Source organism: Pseudomonas sp. ACN5 (genome assembly GCF_002303975.1).
Classification (GTDB): domain Bacteria; phylum Pseudomonadota; class Gammaproteobacteria; order Pseudomonadales; family Pseudomonadaceae; genus Aquipseudomonas; species Aquipseudomonas laurylsulfatiphila.
The window spans coordinates 57,078-75,063 of sequence record NZ_MRCP01000017.1 but is presented as its reverse complement, the minus strand read 5'-3'; the positions used below and the strand labels follow the sequence as shown (position 1 = coordinate 75,063).

The following is a 17,986-nucleotide window of genomic DNA, read 5'->3' as shown; positions in this document are numbered from 1 at the left end:
GGTGTTGTGGGCGACTATGGAGTCACGACTTGCGCGCAACATCGTCCAAGCGGACTAAGCGATTTGTACGGGGCTGTCGCAGTCTCAGCCTTAGTCCCATCGGACGATGAACACCCGGCGCGTGCGGCGAACAATCCCGAGACCGACTGCACCGGGCGAAGATCCGGCGGTGGCGGTTTCTGCCTGAAGGGCGCTGAACAAGGGTGATCGCATGAACGCTGCCGGGATCAAATGGGACGAGTGCTGTGATGTGTTGGTGATTGGCTCGGGAGCCGGGGGCATGACCGCTGCGCTGCGTGCCCACGACCTGGGCTTGAATGCGCTGCTGATCGAGAAGAGCGACGAGTACGGCGGTACGTCGGCGGTGTCCGGCGGCGGCATCTGGATCCCCAACAACCATCGGATCAATGCGCTCGGCGGCAGTGATTCTGCAGCCGAAGCGATTGCCTACATCCGCGCCGTGACCCATGACGAGATCGACGACGGGCGCATCGAAGCCTATGTCGAACATGGCCGGGAGATGGTCGAGTACCTGGAAAAACACACCCGGGTGCGCTTCGAGGCGCAACCTCGCTACGCCGATTACTACCCGGAAGTCGCGGGTGGCAAACCAGGTTATCGCTCGATGGATCCGCAACCCTTCGATGCCGCCGAACTCGGCGAAGAATTCCTGCGCATGCGCGCACCTTCCCCCGGCACCCTGATGATGGGGCGCATGGCGATGACCATGAAAGAGGCGCAAGTGCTGCTCTGCCGTGGCCCCGGTTGGTTGCGCCTGACGCTGCGGGTGATGTGGCGTTACTGGCGTGACCGCGAGGGGCGGCGCTTGTCCCGCCGCGACCGCTACCTGACCCTGGGCAATGCCTTGATCGGTGCCTTGCGCTGTTCGCTGCAGGATCGCGGCAAATCCCTGTGGCTCAACTGTGCACTCGAAGAACTGCTGTTGGTCGGCGACCGGGTTGGCGGTGCGCGGGTCAATCGCAACGGTCAGTTGCTCCACGTCAAGGCGCGCTACGGGGTGATCATTGCCGCCGGTGGTTTCGAGCGCAACCAGGCGATGCGCGAGCAGTACCTGCCGCAGCCGTCCCGGGCCAACTGGAGTGCCACGCCGCCGAACAATACCGGCGACGGCATCCGCGCCGGCCAGGCCATCGGCGCGCGGACCGCGTTGATGGAGCACAGCTGGTGGGCGCCGACCACTTTCGTCAAGGGCGAAGAGAAGCAGCGTGCGTTGTTCGTCGAACGAACCTTGCCGGGGTGCGTGATGGTCAATGCCGCGGGCGAACGTTTCGTCAATGAAGCCGCGCCCTATACCGATATCGTTTATGCGATGTACGCCAACAACCGCGAGGGCGCCGCGAGCGTGCCGTGCTGGCTGGTGTTCGATGCCGAGTTCCGCCGCAAATATCCATGCGGTGCCTTGCTGCCGGGCTATGCCCAGCGCGACTGGCAATTGCCCGAGCATCTGCGTGACTACTTCCACAAGGCGTCGAACCTGGAAGAACTGGCGACGAAAATCGGCGTCGACGCTGGCGGGCTGCTGCGCACTGTGCAGCGCTTCAACGGCATGGCCGTGCAGGGCGTCGACGAGGATTTCCACAAGGGCGACTCATTGTTCGACCGCTACTACGGCGACCCGAACGTGCAACCCAATCCGTGCCTGGCGCCATTGCTCAAGGGGCCGTTCTACGCCGTGCGCATCGACGCCGGCGACATCGGCACCAAGGGGGGACTGCTGACCGACGTGCACGCCCGCGTGTTGCACGAAGACGGGCAACCGATCAACGGCCTTTACGCCATCGGCAACAGCGCCGCCTCGATGATGGGCCGCACTTATCCAGGTGCCGGCTCGACCATCGGCCCGGCCATGACCTTCGGCTACCTGGCCGCCAATCACATCAAGCGCCAGAGCGAAACCGCTTCGGCCAAAACCTTGTTCGGGAGCGTTGAATGAATCAGCCACGTCAACAGATCGCTATCGTGACCGGTGCCAGTCGCGGAGTGGGGCAGGGTATTGCCCTGGCCCTCGGTGCGGCGGGCATGACCGTATACATCACTGGCCGCGCCCCGGCGCAGGGTGGATCGAATCTGTACGGACATGCCTTGCACGGCTCGCTGGAGGAAACCGCCGCCGCGATCACCGCCGCCGGTGGGCGCGGTATCGCGGTGGTCTGTGACCACGCCGATGACGCGCAGGTCCGGGCGTTGTTCGAGAGGGTAGAGCAGGAATGCGGGCACCTGGATTTGCTGGTGAACAACGCCGCCTTCATCCATGACCAGTTGATCGAACCGGGGCCGTTCTGGGCCAAACCGCTGGAGCTGGTACGGATTCTCGACGTCGGCCTGCGCTCGGCCTACATCGCCAGCTACTACGCCGCGCCGCTGTTGCTCAAAAGTGCCCAAGGACTGATCTGCTTCACGTCGTCGTTCGGGGCCGGGTGCTACATGCATGGTCCGGCATACGGTGCGCAAAAGGCCGGGGTCGACAAGCTGGCGGCAGACATGGCGATCGATTTTGAAGGGCAGGGTGTGGCGGCGTTGTCGCTATGGCTCGGCCCGCAATTGACCGAGCGCACCCGGATTGCCGGCGAGCAGCATGGCGAGCAGTACCAGGCGTTTCTCGCCCATGCCGAAACCCCGCAATTCAATGGGCGGGTGATTCATGCCTTGCTCAATGATCCGCAGTTGATGGCGTTGTCCGGACAGACCTTGATCACCGCCGAAATCGCTCCCGGCTACGGCATCAGCGAAGCCGAAGGCCGCCAGCCGCCGTCCCATCGCGCCATGCTCGGCGACCCGCGCCAACAGCACCCGGCGCGGGTGGTCTGAATTCACAGTCGTCAGGCACACACAAACCTGTGGGAGCGGGCTTGCCCGCGATGAGGGCGTCAGCTTCAACATTGATGTTGACTGACACACCCCCATCGCGGGCAAGCCCGCTCCCACAGGTAATGTGGCATTAATCAAAATATCGCCGACGCTTAACTGACTGGCTGCAATGCCCACTCACGCAACACATTCTTCGTCACTTTCCCCGCGGCATTGATCGGCATGCTCTGCAGCACCTGCACCCGACGCGGTACCTTGTAATTGGCCATCTGCTCGCGGCACCAGGCGAGGAACCGCGCCTGCTCGATTTCCATTCCTGGCGCAGGCAACAGGAACGCCATCGCCACCTCACCCATGCGCTCATCGGGGATGCCGATCACCGCGGCCTGGGCCACGCCCGGGTAGGTCAGCAGACACTGTTCGATCTCCGCCGGGTACACGTTGAAGCCACCGGTGATAAACATGTCCTTTAGGCGGTCGGTGATGCGCAGGTAACCCTGTTCGTCGAGCATGCCGATGTCGCCGGTGTGCAGCCAGCCGTCGGCGTCGAGAATCTCCTGGCTGGCTTCGGGGTTGTTGAGGTAACCCTGCATCAGGTTGTAACCGCGGATCTGCACTTCACCGGGAATGTTCGCCGGTTGGCTGCGGCCAGTGTTGCCGACACAGCGCACTTCCACTCCCGGCATCGCCCGGCCGCTGGTGTTGGCGACGATCTCTGCGCAATCACCGGAGCGGCAGATCGTGGCGAAACCGCAGACTTCCGTCAGGCCATACGCGGTGACGATGGTGGCGAACCCTAGTTCGTCGCGCATGCGGTGGACCATCTCCACGGGAATCGCCGCCGCGCCGGTTACCGCTACCCGCAATGAGCCCAGGTCGAACTCGCTGCGTTGCGGATGGGCCAGCAACGATTGATACAGCGTCGGCGGCCCGGGCAACACGGTGATGCGTTCGTGCTGCACGCATTCGAGTACGGCCTGTACGTCGAACACTTGCTGCGGCAGGAGGGTGCAGCCACGCATCAATGCGGCCAGCCAGCCGGCCTTGTAGCCGAAAGAGTGGAAGAACGGATTGACGATCAGGTAGCGATCGCTTTCGCGCAACCCGACGATGTCGCTCCAGTCGCGCACGATGCGCAGGTTCTGGCCGTGGCTGGTCATCACACCTTTGGGCTTGCCGGTGGTGCCCGAGGTGAACAGCACGTCGGACAAGGCTTGTGGGCCAACGCTTTGCTCGCGGGTGCGCAGGGCCAGTTGCGGCACGTCGGCCGCCAGATCCATAAAGCGCTCCCAGGCCAGGGTGCCCGGATTGGCGCCGCGCAGGCTGACGATGTGGCGCAGCTCAGGCAGGTCTTCCGACACCAGCATGCCGGGGTAGTCCGCGCCCAGGAATTCGCCGATGGCAAACAGCACGCAGGTGCCGCTTTCGCGCAGGATGTAGCCGGCTTCGCTGCCCTTCATCCGGGTATTGAGCGGTACCAGGGCGGCGCCGACACTTTGCAGGGCGCCGGCGGCGACGATCCATTCCCACACGTTGGGCGCCCAGATCGCCACGCGGTCCCCGGCCTGTACGTCGAGGGCCAGCAGGGCGCGGGCAGCCTGGCGGCGCAACTGGTCGAGTTGTCGGTAGCTGATGACGTGGCCCGCGTCCTCGATGGCCGGGCGGTCGCCGTAGGCCTGGGCAGCGTTGGCGAACAGTTGAGCGATGGTCAGTGCGGTGGCGACAGGCGGCATGGGGCCTCCCCGGTTAGAAGACAGTTGCGAAAAAGGGAGTAGGCCAGGCAGGGCGCCCGGCCGGATAACGAATTACTGGGCGGGCGGGGCGAAACGGCGACCGGCGGAGAAACCACCGTCCACGGCGATCATCTGGCCGCTGACAAAGGACGCTTCGTCCGAGGCCAGGAACAGCGCGACGTTGGCCACTTCTTCCGGTTGCCCGGAGCGGCTGAGCATGTGCTGCGAGGCGAAGAAGGCGTGGAACGCATCGTTGTCACGGACCATGCTGGTCATCGGCGTTTCGATCAGGCCCGGGCACAGGCCGTTGACGCGAATGTTGGCGTAGCCGTAGTCGATGGCCATCGAGCGGGTCAGCTGGTTGATGCCGCCCTTGGACACGTTGTAGGCCACGTTGCCGTCGCAGCCTTGCAGGCCGAAGATCGAACCGACGTTGATGATCGAACCACCACGCTGCTCCACCATCGACGCCAGCGCGTATTTGCTGGTGAGCATGCTGCCGGTGAGGTTGATGTCCATCACCCGTTGCCAGTTGGCGGTGGTGGTCTGGGTCACGCTGCCCTGGTCGGCGACGCCGGCGGCGTTGACCAGAATATCGATGCGCCCGAAGCGGCTGATGACGTCTTGCATGACCTGCTGCACCTGCGCTTCGTCGCGCACGTCGAGAGTCATGAACAGGCCGGGGAAATCCGCCGGTGCGCTGCCGATGTCCAGCCCGACCACTTGCGCGCCTTCGGCGGCGAAACGGCGCACGCAGGCCAGACCGATCCCCGAAGCGCCACCGGTGACCACCGCGACCTTGTTCTGCAAACGAGCCATAACTGCACCTCTTTATTGTTGTGGGCTAATGCTGTGGCCGAGTCTAACTGCAGACCGGGCCTGAGTGATCGTCCGTTGAGACTAAGCAATAGATCTCCCGTCGTGCACATTTCCACTGTGGGAGCGGGCTTGCTCGCGAAGGGGGCGGCAGCCTCGACATCATCGTTGTCTGACACGCCGTCTTCGCGAGCAAGCCCGCTCCCACAATTGATTGGATTTCGCTGTAGGAACGTACCATCAATCCGGGAATTTCAGGTGTACCCGGGCACCCGTCGGGCGGCTCTGGCAGGCCAGCGTCCAGCCGTCGGCGAGTTCCTTGGGGGTCAGCACGTCGTTGTGCGCCAGTTGGGTCTGGCCTTCCTTGACCACGCACATGCAGGCCCCGCAAAAACCTTCTTCACAGGAGGATGGCACGTCGAGGCCAGCCGCTTTGCAACTTTGCAGCAAGGTGTCGCCGGGTTTACAGGCAATTTCGTGTTGCTGGCCGTCGAGCTCGACGATCAGCGCTTCACATTGCGAATCCATGGCCGCCGCTCGTGCCAGCGTTTCTTCGGCCAGCAGTTCATCGGGGTCCGGTGGCGAGACGAAACGTTCGACATGAATGCGTTCGGCCGCTTCGCCCAGTGCCAGCAGCGTGCGCTCCACGGTGTCCATGAAGGGGCCCGGCCCGCAGATGAAGTAGTCGCCGCCGGCCGATCCGCGCAGCAGATGACGGACCTGATGGTCCGTCAGGAAGCCCTGCACCGAATCGAGGACGTGCACCACGTGCAGTTGATCAGGATGCGCCTTGATCAGCTGGCACAGCTCGTCCTTGAAAATCACCGACGCCTCATCGCGGTTGGCGTAGATCAACTTGATCGGCCGCCGGCTGCCATGGAGCACTGATTTGAGAATGGAAAACACCGGGGTGATGCCCGAACCGCCCCCGAACAGGACCAGGGGCTTTTCGGTGTCCGCCTGCGGGTCCAGGCAGAAATGCCCGGCCGGTGGCAATACTTCCAGCCAGTCGCCGACCTGCACTTCGTTCATCCAGTTCGACACCCGGCCACCGTCAACCCGTTTCACCGTGACCTTGGGCAGCGCGTCCGCGAGGGGCGAGCTGGCCATGGAGTAGCAGCGGGTCAACAGTTTGCCGGCGAAGGGCACGCGAAAACTCAGGAACTGGCCCGGTTTGTAGCGAAAGCGCTCACGCAGGGTTGGCGGTACGTCCAGCACCAGCGAGCGCGCGTCAGCGGTCTCGTCGATCACCGCGCACACTTGCAATGAGACGCTTGCCGTCGTGTGTTCGGCCGGGGTCAGGTTCTGTTGTTGCGTGCCCATGTTCACCTCGACCTCAGAGCCCGCTGATCAGTTGGGCGTTGTCGACGCGGATCTCGGCACCGTTGACGAACCGCGACTCGTCGGTGGCGAGGAACAGCACCACGTTGGCAATGTCCCGTGGTGCCGCCATGCGGTTCATCGGGTCCTGGTCCAGCGCTTCCTGCGGGATCGGCTGACCCCCGGCCAGGGCCTGGGTCATCGGTGTGTTCACGCCATCGGGGTGCACGCTGTTGCAGCGGATGCGGTAGCCCTGCTGCTTGCAGTGAAGGGCGATGGAACGGGTCATCGCCGCCACCGCGCCTTTGGACGCCGAGTAAGCGCAGAACATCGGCATGGCGCCCAGGGCCGCGACCGACGACATGTTGATGATCGAGCCGCCACCGCTTTCCTTCATCGCCTGGATGGCGTACTTGCAACCGAGGAAGTAGCCGTCGCCGTTGATCTTCTGCACCTTCTGCCACAGCTCCAGGGTGGTGTCTTCGATGCTGCCCAGGGCCAGGATCGCGGCGTTGTTGACCAGTACGTCGAGGCGGCCGAAGTGTTCGACGGTGGTCTTGACCACGTGTTGCCAGTCGCTTTCGCTGGCGATGTCGTGGCGGATGAACAGCGCGTTGGCGCCGATTTCCACGGCCGCCTGACGACCGGCTTCTTCGTTGAGGTCGGTCAGTACCACTTTGGCGCCTTCGCGGGCCAGCAGCAGGGCGTCTTCGCGACCAATGCCGCTAGCGGCGCCGGTGATGATGCAGACTTTGCCTTCTACACGTTGCATTGTTGTTCTCCTGATCGTGCGGTTTGAAGTGCGAATTGGTCGGCCACGTGGGCGGCAGCCCGGCGACCGGAGTAGATGCAGTCGGCCAGTGACAGGCCGGAGACATACAGGTTGGAGGCGACCCCGACCGCATTGCGGCCGGCGCTGTACAGGCCGTTTATGGGCTGGCCGGCAGGGTCCAGCACCCGACCGCTGGCCTCGCAGACTTTCAACCCGCCCAGGGTGATGACCGGGCACGGGAAGAGTTTGCTGTCGAAAGACAGGTCGAGGGCGTACCACGGGCCCTGGTCGAGGTTGGCGAGCATCGCCGCGGACTTGCCGAACTCGTCGGCGACCTCGCCCCGTGCCGCGCGGGAATAGCGTTCGACACTCTGGCGCAGCAGTTCCGGCGGCAGATGGCAGCGCTTGGCCAACCCGGCCAGGCTGGTGCTGCGTTTGGCGTTGAACAGCAGGTTGAGCAGCACCGGCAGGCGCTGGAAATTCCACACCTTGCCGGGACCGACCTGACTCAATGCCTCACCTACCAGCGCACGGTTGAGCACCAGAATGGCGCGGCCATCCTGTTCTTCGACCATGGCGTGGCCGAGGGTCGCGCCATAGATTTCTTCGTTGGCGTAACGTTGTCCGCGGGCATTGACGATCAGCCCGCGGGCCCAGGCCAGCGGCGGATTGATGAAACGCCAGGCGCTGATCTTGTCCATCCGTGCCACGCTGGCCCCGGCGCTCTGGCCCAGGGCGATGCCGCTGCCGTTGCACCCGGTGGCGCCCAGCGGCAGACCGGCCAGGTACTGCGGCGCGTGTTGGCGCACCAGATCACGATTGAAAATAAAGCCGCCACTGCTCAACAGCACTGCCTGTTCGGCGCGAATCAATTGGCGGATGGCGCTGGTCTGTTCGATGCGACGCTGACGGGCGCGCAAGCGGTCGGCCAAGGCCGGAGCGTACATATGAATGGCCGCGGCCCAGCGCGACAGGCGCGCATGTTGTTTGGCAGCGCGACTACCCGACGGCAACTGCCAGGCTTCGACGCCGAGGACCTTGTCGTCGAGGTCTAGCACCAGCCGCCGTACTTCGTACTGGCTGCGCAGGCGTGCGCCGTGGCGCAAGGCGCTGGCCTTGAGCGGGGCGAACAGACTGGCGCCGGACATGCCGGGGCCTTTGGTGCGGTGACCGCGGGGCGCTGGTTTGGCGCTGGCGGCATAGGTCGGCACGGCTTCGTTGCCCGAGTAATAAAGGTAGTACTGGTCACTCGGGTACGAGGTTTTGTGCGGCGGCACGCTGGCTTCGAAGGCCGCGCCTTGTCGTTCCAGCCAGGCCAGTTGTTCACGGCTGCCTTCGCAGAACGCCCGCAATGTCTCGTGGCTGACGGCTTCGCCGACTTCCTGGCGCAGGTAGTTGAACATGGCCTCGCTGGTGTCTTCATAGCCAGCCTGGTGCTGATACGGCGTGCCACCACCAGCATAGACCACGCCACCGCTGAGTGCCGTGGCGCCGCCGCCTTCGAAGCGATCCAGTGCGAGCACCGACAGGCCGCGAGTGCTGGCTTCGATGGCGGCACAGGCGCCAGCTCCGCCAAACCCGACGATCAGCAAGTCGCAGCGGTCATCCCATGGCAACGGGTCGGCGCTGTTCACTCGCAACGCCGTCAACCGGTTCAGGCTGTCCATGTTCGGGCCTCAGCCAGCGGCTGCGAGTGAAGGTGCGGGTTTGGCGGTGGTGGTGTAGCTGCCGTCAAGGTAGACCAGCGGGGTGATGGCATCAGTGGTGTGGATCTGCAGGATGCGTCCGATGAACACGGTGTGGGTGCCGTAGCTGAAGTGGCCGTCCTGGCGGCAGAGGATCGCCGATTGTGCGTCACCCAGGTAAGGAATGCCGCCCGGGCTGGTCAGCCAGTTGCCACGGTCGAAGCGTGCTTCGCCCTTGATCGCGCCGCTGCACAGGTTGGCCAGGTCTTGTTGGTCGACACCGAGGATGTTCACGCAGAAGTCGGCGCCGGTCGCCAGTGCGGCGTGGGGCGAGGCGGTCTTGTTCACGCAGATCAGCAGCGATGGCGGTTCGGTGCTCAGGGAGTCGACCGCAGTGGCGGCCATGGCGAAGCGTTCGGAGCCGTTGCTGGTGCTGATAATGGTGACGGACTTGGCCAGGCGGCGCATGGCCTGGAGCATGTCGGCTTTGAGATTGGCGTCGTTCATCGCACTGGGCCTTTTTTGTTGGGGGTGGAGTGCGATGGATTCTTGCTCTGGCTCTGGTCTGAAGCATCGTCCGAGGGGACTAGGCCTTGGCGGCCTCTGGGCCGACCAGGCTCTTGGTTGATTGAGTACATATCCGTTGCTGCGGTAACGGCGGCTTATGGTTCCGCTCTTACAGCGGGTCACTTTTGGCAAACGCCCGGAGTGCCGGCCCAGCCAAAAGTAACCAAAAGGTCTCGCCCCTTACGTACGGCCCCTCGCTGAGGCTCGGGGTTCCTTCGCTCCGGTATTCATCCGGGGGCATTGCCCTCCGGTCGGCTTCGCTTCGACCTACATGCAATGAGTTCGACTGCGTCGAACGGCGCTGCGCGCCCATCCCCGGATGAACACCTGCGCTCAGCCTGCCGAGGGGGCGGGTGGATCAAGATCACAAGCTGCAGGCGAGCTAACGCTCGGCCTGATGAGTGGTGAGAAGCGGCGCGGTGTGGGCTGCTCTGCTTTTGCTCTTCTGTGGGAGCGAGCTTGCTCGCGAAGGCGGCCTGACAGCCGACCTGAATCTGGCGGATGTACGATGGCGGTCTGTCAGCCAGCATCAATGTCAGATGTGCCGGCCTCTTCGCGGGCAAGCCCGCTCCCACAGGTTTGGTGTGGTTCGAATAATTGGTGTTCGCCGTAAATACTGTAGGAGCGAGCTTGCTCGCGATGGCGGCGGGCCCACGGAGCAGGACCGGAGTGAGGGCATGCCGAGCCACGGCGAGGCACCGAATGTCAGGGGCAAGAGCGTTTGGTTACTTTGCGCTTTTCAAAGTGACCCGCTGTAAGAGCGGAACCGCCAGAGGCCGTTACCGCAGCAACGGATATGTACACCCTCAAAAATCCATATCGCCTGCCAAGCAACACATCCCTTTCAGATACACCCCCTGATACCCATCCCGCTATCCCACATGGTCCGTTTGAGGGATGCCCGCCGCTTTGCGCATTGTTTGAATGCGAGCGTAGGGGCACTACACCCGCCCCGTTGCACGCGCGCCCCGGCGGATGGGGTGAACAAAGGAGAACAATAAAAATGCTCAACCAAGACCTGATTCGCCAGCGTCTGAGCCAACGTGCCCGTGAGTTGGTGCCGATCCTGCGTGAACGCGCCCTGAATGCCGCGCAAGCCGGGCAGTTGCCTGAAGAAACCCTGAAGGATTTCCACGACGCCGGGTTCTTTCGCATCCTGCAACCGTCCCGTTGGGAAGGCTATGAGCTGGAGCCCAAGGATTTCTTCGACGTGCAGATGACCCTGGCCGAGGGCTGCATGTCCTCGGCGTGGGTGCTGGGGGTGGTGGCGATCCACAACTGGCAGCTGGCGTTGTTCGACGACCGCGCGGCGCAGGATGTCTGGGGTAGCGATTCCAGCGTGCTGATCTCGTCTTCGTACATGCCGGTGGGCAAGGTCGAGCGGGTCGACGGTGGTTTCAAGTTGAGCGGCCGCTGGGGCTTTTCTTCCGGCAGCAAGCACTGCGACTGGGCGTTTCTCGGTGCGCTGGTGCCGCCGGAAGAGGCGGGCGGTGCGCCGGATTATCGGACGTTCCTGGTGCCGCGCAGCGACTACCAGATTCTCGACAACTGGAACGTCATGGGCCTGGAAGCCACCGGCTCCCACGACATTCTGGTGGAAAACGCCTTCGTTCCCGAGTATCGCACCCATCGTGCGCTCGACGGTTTCATGCAGAACAGTCCGGGCAATGCGGTCAACACCGCGCCCCTATTCCGCCTGCCGTTCGGGCAGATTTTCGTGCGAGCGGTGTCGTCGTCCGCCATCGGTGCCCTGCAAGGCGCGGTGGATCAGTTTGTCGAGCACAACCGCGCCCGGGTCGGGGTCAATGACGGTCGCAAGATGGTCCAGGACCCGGCCGCGCAGTCGTCGCTGGCCAATGCCATGGTCTGCGTCGACGAGTGCAAGACCGTGCTGCATCGCAACTTTGCCTTGATGCTGGAGCGCGCGCAAAAGGGTGAGCCGTTGAGCATGCCCGAGCGGGTGAAGATGCGTTACGACTCGGCGCTGGTGGCCGACAAGTGCGCCAAGGCCGTTGGCGACCTGATGTTCAACAGCGGTGCTTCGACGATCTTCCGCAGTCACGCGATCAACCGTGCCTTCCGCGACATTCACACCGGTCGCGCCCACGTCGCCAACAGCCCGGCCAAGTACGCCTGGAACCTTGGCGGCGTGAGCATGGGGCAGGAAAGCAGCGACTTTTTCCTCTGACGCTTCCCTACAAATCGGCTAGTCCGTTTGCGTGATTCGAGCGCCCCGTCGATGCACGACCATTGACGGTAAGGCGAAGGTCTACGGCGCCGACTGCGCATCCAAATAAGCACAAGGATCAACCATGAAATTTTCCCTGATTTACGAAGCCCAGACGGTGGACTCCAGCCGCGAAGGCGACCGCAAGATTTTCGAAGACACCGTCGAGCAGGCTGTGCTCGCCGACAAGCTTGGCTTCGACACCTTCTGGTGCGTAGAGCACACCGCGCTGAGCAACTACTCGCACATGTCCGCGCCGGAAACCATGCTGGCTTTCGTGGCCGGTAAAACCGAGCGCATCGGCATCGGCCACGGCGTGGTCTGCCTGCCTCCGGCGATGAACCACCCGGTGAAGGTCGCCGAGCGCATCGCCACCCTCGACCTGCTGTCCAAGGGCCGTGTGCACTTCGGCGTCGGCAAGGGCGGCACCCAGCAGGAAGCCGGCACCTTCGGCTACGACCTGGCGACCTTGCAGCCGCAGATCGACGAGATGATGTACCTGATCCCGAAAATGTTCGTGCAGGACGAGATCGAGCACAACGGCGACTTCGTGCAGATCCCCAAGCGCCCGATCCATCCAAAACCGTATCAGGATCCGCACCCGCCGATGTACCTGGCGTGCACCAACACCGAGTCGCTGAAAAATGCCGGCGGTCGTGGCATGGGCGCGCTGGTACTGGGCTTCGGTGGCCCGGAAGAAATCGCCAAGAAGGTCGAGGTGTATCACACGGCCTACGACAACCGCGATGAGAAGAAGCAAGTGGGCTTCCGTCCTAACCGCCACATCGCCGCGCTGTGCCCGGCCATCGTGCTGGACGACAACGAAGAAGCGCGCCGCATCGGTATCCGTGGCCAGCGTTACTTCATGGAATCCCTGGGCTACTGGTACGGCGGTGGCGAGCGCCCGGATCCGCAGAAGTGGAAGGACGACACCTTCGTCGACGGCAACGGCCAGAGCGTGATCAAGTCGCGCTTCGCCTCCGAAGAAGTCAGCGTCGACTTCTCCGACCCGACCATGGCCATGATGAACCCGAACCACGCCTACGGCACCGTCGAGGATTGCATCGGCTACGTGCAGCGCCTGATCGACGCCGGCGCCGACGAAATCCTGTTCATCTGCCAGATGGGCACCGTGCCGCAGTGGGCGCAACTCGAGACGCTGAAGAACATTGGCGAGAAGGTGATTCCGCACTTCCGCAAGGGTTGATGCGGGTCAAACCCCACAACCCCTGTGGGAGCGGGCTTGCTCGCGAAGAGGCCGGCACATTCAATATTTATGCTGCCTGACACACCGCCTTCGCGAGCAAGCCCGCTCCCACAGTTTGACCGCATTTCAGGCCAGGCACGGACGCCAGGTCACCTTTCCAACGGGCCCCCAAGGCCCGTTTTTTTATGCCTGCCGAATAAGATTGAACACCGCATACCCCTTGTAGGAGCGAGCCTGCTCGCGATAAACCGGAAAACGCCACGGGGTGTCAGGCTTTCAGCGTTATCGTTGGCGACCATCGCGAGCAAGCTCGCTCCTACAGGTTTTTGCGCAAGTTCGCGTCACTGGCCACGACCGAAACCCTGGTGGTGTATTTGGTCGAGACGCTGGCCTCGGTCGATGTCATGGTCCATTACCTGGTCGACCATCTGGAGGGCAGTTCACGCAATGTTTTGCTGGGTATTTCAAACAGTGTGATGCTGGCGGAGATCACGGCGAACCAGGTACTGGACCAAATCTCACCACCGGTATAACGCAACGCCAGGAACTGCCGCGGTTTGCGATCTTTTGATCTCTATTTTCCATCGACTCCGAGAAGATCAAGATCAGAAAATCGCGACCAGCGATAATTCCTACAGGGATTTCCGGGTATTGACGAAGATGTTCAAACGCTCATTATTTTGTTCGGCTTTATTGAAGGTCATTACTGCTGCAATTGTTGCAAATATATATCTGGCATTGTGAGTGACTGATATCGCTCCTATATTTCATCAGCTGCTCGCAGTGATTATTTTTTCACGAGAGAAAAAACAACAAACAAGCGTCACCACTAAACTCGGCAAGGAATTATTCCATGCGAAAATACAACACAATGTTTGCAGGCCTGCTCCTCGCTGGATTACTCAGTCCACTGGTCAGCCATGGAAAGCAGATGGAGGATAAGACTGATATTCAGGCATTGGCCACATCTCCTCAATGGTTGACAACCAAGGTTTATATAGAGGGAGCCCCGGAAGTAGACGTCAAGGAAAAATATCCGGGTGTTGTTGGGATATCCATGTGGGATCCCGGCCGTAATCGCTATGAATTTTTTTATACCGATACCGGGCAATCAAAGTATGACAATGGCGGCGGCGGTTACTTCCTTGTCACCGGTGACAAAACAACGCATATCCTGGTGCCTGATAAAGGAACGGTCAGAACGGTGGTCAGAAGACTGGAAAAGTTAAATGACGAAGAATTCACCTACTCACGAGAGGTGCCTCGCGACATGGTAGATACCAATGCGCCTGTCCGGATCTATGTGGTCCATGCGCCCTACAGAGGACCTTTAAAGACCTCGATGTCGCACTAAAAGGCTTTCGGCAGTCATTTATTAAGTAGTTATTTCGATACTTCAAGGCGTCCGCGTTAAATGACGCCACTCTGAAGTGGCATCCATAAAAACCCAAAAATAAAAGGTGCAACATGAGTATGAAATTCAGAACGCTATTGATGTCTACGCTACTACTGGCCGGAATATACTCGGCTGGCGCCCATGCACAGCCGACAACGCCTTCGGCGGCAAAAGACGCTATCGCCACGCCAGATAATGCACTCATGTTGACTGTTTTCCTGAAGCACGATCAATCGCGCCCATTGGGGGAGTTGAAAGAGCAACTCGCCAAACAGGAGTTTTACAAGGTGTTCCCTCCGACCGGGGTGGAGGTTGTCAGCTGGAATATAACCATGGGGATAGGACAGGTCATCGTTTTACGCCTGCCTGCCTCGCGTCTCGCAGCGGTCAACCTCGCACTCGAAAACACCGCGTGGGGCAGTTACCGGACAGAGTTCTTTCCGACCTATGATTTCAAGGAAATAGCCCTGGCAGAGCAAAAGAAAGTGCGAGAAGCCAAATCTACCCAGTAACCACAACGCCAGTGCGCAGCGTCTTGAGCGCGTAGGATTTTCCTCGGCTGCGAACACAATTGCACTTTCCTCAAACGGGCCATTTCCGGCCCGTTTTTTTATGCCTGCACTCATCCCACAGTCACCACACCTCTGTAGGAGCTGCCGCAGGCTGCGATCTTTTGATCTTGATCTTCAGCCACTCCAACTCCGCCAAAAGATCGCAGCCTGCGGCAGCTCCTACAGGGTGTTTGTGAGGGGTGTTTAATGCCTGTCGGAATCACTTCTTGAAAGCTACAGCGCCTTGCGTCGTTGCCTACAGGTACGCCAGAATCCGCCGGCTTGTGCGCCTTGGACCCCCTCGGTAACTTGATTCGTGTCACTGCCCATCAGTGATCGGGTTTAGTCGCCTGTGGTTACACGAAGCGTGCATGCATTCCAAAAAGTCAGGTCATTTCATGTCTGCACTTGATGGTAGCTGTGCGCAGGGCGCTCTCGGGCGCGCCGGTTTCGTGTCTCCCCGGTCGACTAACCTGCGTACAGCTGCCACCCCCTTGTTTGGTCGCAATTGGGTGACGGCTCCAATTTCTGGAGACTGAATCATGGTCAAACCTTCACCTAATCCCCCCGAAACCGAACGCATCCCCTCACTCGCCGACATCCGCGCCATGCCGCGCAAACCCAGCACCATGTACACCGTCAATCCCGAACTCGATGCCCAAACCCTGCTGGGCGATGCCTGCCAATCGCTGGCCTCGGCGAATGTCATGACACTCGATCTGGCGGACCATACCGAGGGCCCAAGCCGCCACACCCTGCTGGGCATCGCCCAGATCATCATGCTCGGCGAGCTGTCGGTGAACCGTGCACTGGATCGGCTAGACCCACCTGAATAGCTACTGATCTGCAAATGTGAAAACTGTGGGAGCGAGCCTGCTCGCGAAGAGGCCGGCACATACAACATTGTTGTTGCCTGACACTCCGCCTTCGCGAGCAGGCTCGCTCCCACAAGTTATTTTTGATGCCCCAGCCATCATTTCCGCTAGTCCCATTGGACGATGTTGCCCCTGCCCGAACCCGTTTGAATAGGCCCTACATAAAGTCTCCCCCGGCAGTCGCCGAAGGGCGGCACGGCCTGAGTAAAACGAGGAGTGCATCCATGGATATCCGCGGTCTGGGTTACGTCACCCTGTTATCCAGCGACCTGGCGCAATGGCGTCATTACGCAAGCCAGGTGTTGGGCATGATGGTCAGCGGCGACGATGAGCTTTTGTACCTGAAAATGGACGAGCGTCATTACCGCGTGCTGGTGCAGAAAAATGCCGAGAACGGCTTCGGTGCCTGCGGCTGGGAAGTGGCCGGCAAGGCGGCGCTGGAGCAGGCGGTCAGCGAGCTGCAACAGGCCGACGTGCAAGTGACCCGTGGCACAGCGGCCGAGGCCGAGCTGCGCAAGGTTCAGGACCTGGTGCACTTCAGTGATCCGGATGGCAATCGCCACGAAATTTTCTGGGGCCCGCTGCAGGACTTTGCTCGCTTCGTTTCGCCGTTGGGCGTTAAAGGTTTTGTCACCAACGACCTCGGCATGGGCCACGTGGTGCTGCCGGCGCCCGCCTTCGAACGCTGCCGCGACTTCTACGAACAGGTGATGGGTTTTGGCCTGTCGGACCTGATGAAAGTCCGCTTCACCCCGGACCCGGCCGAGCCGCAAAAGCGCATCCACTTCCTGCACTGCAACAACGGCCGTCACCACTCGCTGGCGATTTTCGAGTGCCCGATGCCCCACGGCTGCGTGCACATGATGGTTGAGGTCAACGCGCTGGACGAAGTCGGCCGTGCCCTGGACCGCGTCCACGCCAACGGCGTGAAGCTGTCGGCCACCCTCGGCCAGCACACCAACGACCAGATGATTTCTTTCTATATCAAGACCCCGTCCGGGTTTGACCTGGAGTACGGCTGCGACGGCCTGGTGGTCGACTGGGACCGCCACACGCCGTTCGAAAGCACCGTGGTCAGCCACTGGGGCCACGACTTCAGTGTCGGTCGCCAATGAGGAACATGACGATGGACAAGCAAATGACCACCGCCGAGATCGTCGGCCAACTGCGTGATGGCATGACCATCGGTATCGGTGGCTGGGGTCCGCGTCGCAAGCCGATGGCGCTGGTGCGCGAGATTCTGCGCTCGGACCTCAAGGACCTGACTGTGGTCGCCTACGGTGGCGCCGATGTCGGCATGCTCTGCGCCGCCGGCAAGATCAGGAAACTGGTGTTCGCCTTCGTCTCCCTGGATTTCATTCCGCTGGAGCCTTACTTCCGCAAGGCGCGCCAGGAAGCGGCGCTGGAGGTGATGGAAATCGACGAAGGCATGCTGCTGCTCGGCCTGCGGGCGGCGGCGATGAATGTGCCGTTCATTCCGACCGCCGTGGGCCTGGGCACCGATGTGCTGCGCCACAACCGCCAGATCAAGTTGATCGCCTCGCCCTACGCCGATGGCAAGGACTGGGTGGCGATGCCAGCGCTCAAGCTCGACGCGGCGCTGGTGCATGTCGACCGTGCCGACAAACGTGGCGTGTGCCAGATCAGCGGCCCGGATCATTACATGGACGACCTGTTCGTGCGTGCCGCAACCCACAGCTACGTGACCTGCGATGAACTGGTCGACAGCGACTACTTCCATCAGGACAGCGCCCATGCCCATCAAGTGTTCTGGGAACGCAACCTGACCACAGCTGTAGCCCACGTGCCGGGCGGTGCGCATCCGTCGTCCTGCGCGCCGCTGTACGGTTTCGACGTCGCGCACTTCAAGGCCTACAACGCCACCGTGCAGGCGGCCGATGGCTGGGAAGGGTACGTGCGCGACTACGTCGACTGCACCCACGAACAGTACCTGGACAAGGTTGGCGGCCTGGCTGCGATCCGTGAACTGCCGTTGCCGATTTTCTAA

Annotated in this window: 15 protein-coding genes and 1 pseudogene; 10 read left to right on the top strand and 6 right to left on the bottom strand. The window is 61.7% G+C overall.

Annotation, left to right across the window (positions count from 1 at the left end; all coding sequences use genetic code 11):
- The first annotated feature begins 211 nt into the window (after nucleotides 1-211).
- Complete coding sequence (locus BSF40_RS26015; protein ID WP_095967414.1) at nucleotides 212-1,954, top strand: FAD-dependent oxidoreductase; 1,743 nt, start codon at nucleotides 212-214, stop codon at nucleotides 1,952-1,954.
- Entirely contained in the window at nucleotides 1,951-2,829 is an 879-nt protein-coding gene (locus BSF40_RS26010) for an SDR family NAD(P)-dependent oxidoreductase (protein WP_095967413.1), read from the top strand. The genes BSF40_RS26015 and BSF40_RS26010 overlap by 4 nt, the downstream gene beginning before the upstream one ends.
- A 152-nt stretch (nucleotides 2,830-2,981) precedes the next feature.
- Here BSF40_RS26010 and BSF40_RS26005 read toward each other — a convergent pair whose 3' ends face one another.
- From BSF40_RS26005 to BSF40_RS25980, 6 genes are all read right to left on the bottom strand, one after another.
- Complete coding sequence (locus BSF40_RS26005; protein WP_095967412.1) at nucleotides 2,982-4,562, bottom strand: FadD3 family acyl-CoA ligase; 1,581 nt, start codon at nucleotides 4,560-4,562, stop codon at nucleotides 2,982-2,984.
- Nucleotides 4,563-4,634: 72 nt separating this feature from the next.
- Complete coding sequence (locus tag BSF40_RS26000; protein WP_095967411.1) at nucleotides 4,635-5,381, bottom strand: SDR family NAD(P)-dependent oxidoreductase; 747 nt, start codon at nucleotides 5,379-5,381, stop codon at nucleotides 4,635-4,637.
- 237 nt (nucleotides 5,382-5,618) lie between these two features.
- Nucleotides 5,619-6,701: a ferredoxin--NADP reductase gene (locus BSF40_RS25995; RefSeq protein ID WP_095967410.1), complete on the bottom strand. Its 1,083-nt coding sequence runs from the start codon at nucleotides 6,699-6,701 to the stop codon at nucleotides 5,619-5,621.
- A gap of 13 nt (nucleotides 6,702-6,714) precedes the next feature.
- A complete protein-coding gene (locus BSF40_RS25990; protein ID WP_095967409.1) occupies nucleotides 6,715-7,470 on the bottom strand; it encodes a glucose 1-dehydrogenase in 756 nt (251 codons plus the stop codon).
- Nucleotides 7,458-9,137 (bottom strand): FAD-binding protein, encoded by a 1,680-nt coding sequence (locus tag BSF40_RS25985; protein ID WP_095967408.1) that lies wholly within the window; start codon nucleotides 9,135-9,137, stop codon nucleotides 7,458-7,460. Before BSF40_RS25985 ends, BSF40_RS25990 begins: the two co-directional genes overlap by 13 nt.
- Nucleotides 9,138-9,146: 9 nt before the next feature.
- Nucleotides 9,147-9,662: a flavin reductase family protein gene (locus BSF40_RS25980; protein WP_015094274.1), complete on the bottom strand. Its 516-nt coding sequence runs from the start codon at nucleotides 9,660-9,662 to the stop codon at nucleotides 9,147-9,149.
- A gap of 1,063 nt (nucleotides 9,663-10,725) precedes the next feature.
- Here BSF40_RS25980 and BSF40_RS25970 point away from each other — a divergent pair.
- From BSF40_RS25970 to BSF40_RS25930, 8 genes and pseudogenes are all read left to right on the top strand, one after another.
- A complete protein-coding gene (locus BSF40_RS25970; protein WP_095967406.1) occupies nucleotides 10,726-11,910 on the top strand; it encodes a flavin-dependent monooxygenase in 1,185 nt (394 codons plus the stop codon).
- A gap of 124 nt (nucleotides 11,911-12,034) precedes the next feature.
- Entirely contained in the window at nucleotides 12,035-13,156 is a 1,122-nt protein-coding gene (locus BSF40_RS25965; RefSeq protein ID WP_095967405.1) for an LLM class flavin-dependent oxidoreductase, read from the top strand.
- Between the two features lie 344 nt (nucleotides 13,157-13,500).
- Nucleotides 13,501-13,689, top strand: a pseudogene (locus tag BSF40_RS25955) (DUF6124 family protein); the annotation flags it as partial.
- A gap of 320 nt (nucleotides 13,690-14,009) precedes the next feature.
- Nucleotides 14,010-14,510, top strand: a complete 501-nt coding sequence (locus tag BSF40_RS25950) for a DUF4822 domain-containing protein (RefSeq protein WP_095967404.1) — start codon at nucleotides 14,010-14,012, stop codon at nucleotides 14,508-14,510.
- Nucleotides 14,511-14,629: 119 nt separating this feature from the next.
- On the top strand, nucleotides 14,630-15,064 hold the full coding sequence (locus tag BSF40_RS25945) for a hypothetical protein (RefSeq protein ID WP_095967403.1): 435 nt from the start codon (nucleotides 14,630-14,632) through the stop codon (nucleotides 15,062-15,064).
- A gap of 581 nt (nucleotides 15,065-15,645) precedes the next feature.
- Nucleotides 15,646-15,939: a DUF6124 family protein gene (locus tag BSF40_RS25940; RefSeq protein ID WP_095967402.1), complete on the top strand. Its 294-nt coding sequence runs from the start codon at nucleotides 15,646-15,648 to the stop codon at nucleotides 15,937-15,939.
- 263 nt (nucleotides 15,940-16,202) lie between these two features.
- On the top strand, nucleotides 16,203-17,093 hold the full coding sequence (locus BSF40_RS25935) for a VOC family protein (protein ID WP_095967401.1): 891 nt from the start codon (nucleotides 16,203-16,205) through the stop codon (nucleotides 17,091-17,093).
- A gap of 11 nt (nucleotides 17,094-17,104) precedes the next feature.
- Nucleotides 17,105-17,986: a CoA transferase subunit A gene (locus BSF40_RS25930; RefSeq protein WP_095967400.1), complete on the top strand. Its 882-nt coding sequence runs from the start codon at nucleotides 17,105-17,107 to the stop codon at nucleotides 17,984-17,986.

What these genes read in the sequence shown, in the direction of transcription:
- BSF40_RS26015 (WP_095967414.1), top strand. Translation starts at nt 212, where the DNA reads ATGAACGCTGCCGGGATCAAATGGGACGAGTGCTGTGATGTGTTGGTG.
- BSF40_RS26010 (WP_095967413.1), top strand. Translation starts at nt 1,951, where the DNA reads ATGAATCAGCCACGTCAACAGATCGCTATCGTGACCGGTGCCAGTCGC.
- BSF40_RS26005 (WP_095967412.1), bottom strand. Translation starts at nt 4,562, where the DNA reads ATGCCGCCTGTCGCCACCGCACTGACCATCGCTCAACTGTTCGCCAAC.
- BSF40_RS26000 (WP_095967411.1), bottom strand. Translation starts at nt 5,381, where the DNA reads ATGGCTCGTTTGCAGAACAAGGTCGCGGTGGTCACCGGTGGCGCTTCG.
- BSF40_RS25995 (WP_095967410.1), bottom strand. Translation starts at nt 6,701, where the DNA reads ATGGGCACGCAACAACAGAACCTGACCCCGGCCGAACACACGACGGCA.
- BSF40_RS25990 (WP_095967409.1), bottom strand. Translation starts at nt 7,470, where the DNA reads ATGCAACGTGTAGAAGGCAAAGTCTGCATCATCACCGGCGCCGCTAGC.
- BSF40_RS25985 (WP_095967408.1), bottom strand. Translation starts at nt 9,137, where the DNA reads ATGGACAGCCTGAACCGGTTGACGGCGTTGCGAGTGAACAGCGCCGAC.
- BSF40_RS25980 (WP_015094274.1), bottom strand. Translation starts at nt 9,662, where the DNA reads ATGAACGACGCCAATCTCAAAGCCGACATGCTCCAGGCCATGCGCCGC.
- BSF40_RS25970 (WP_095967406.1), top strand. Translation starts at nt 10,726, where the DNA reads ATGCTCAACCAAGACCTGATTCGCCAGCGTCTGAGCCAACGTGCCCGT.
- BSF40_RS25965 (WP_095967405.1), top strand. Translation starts at nt 12,035, where the DNA reads ATGAAATTTTCCCTGATTTACGAAGCCCAGACGGTGGACTCCAGCCGC.
- BSF40_RS25950 (WP_095967404.1), top strand. Translation starts at nt 14,010, where the DNA reads ATGCGAAAATACAACACAATGTTTGCAGGCCTGCTCCTCGCTGGATTA.
- BSF40_RS25945 (WP_095967403.1), top strand. Translation starts at nt 14,630, where the DNA reads ATGAAATTCAGAACGCTATTGATGTCTACGCTACTACTGGCCGGAATA.
- BSF40_RS25940 (WP_095967402.1), top strand. Translation starts at nt 15,646, where the DNA reads ATGGTCAAACCTTCACCTAATCCCCCCGAAACCGAACGCATCCCCTCA.
- BSF40_RS25935 (WP_095967401.1), top strand. Translation starts at nt 16,203, where the DNA reads ATGGATATCCGCGGTCTGGGTTACGTCACCCTGTTATCCAGCGACCTG.
- BSF40_RS25930 (WP_095967400.1), top strand. Translation starts at nt 17,105, where the DNA reads ATGGACAAGCAAATGACCACCGCCGAGATCGTCGGCCAACTGCGTGAT.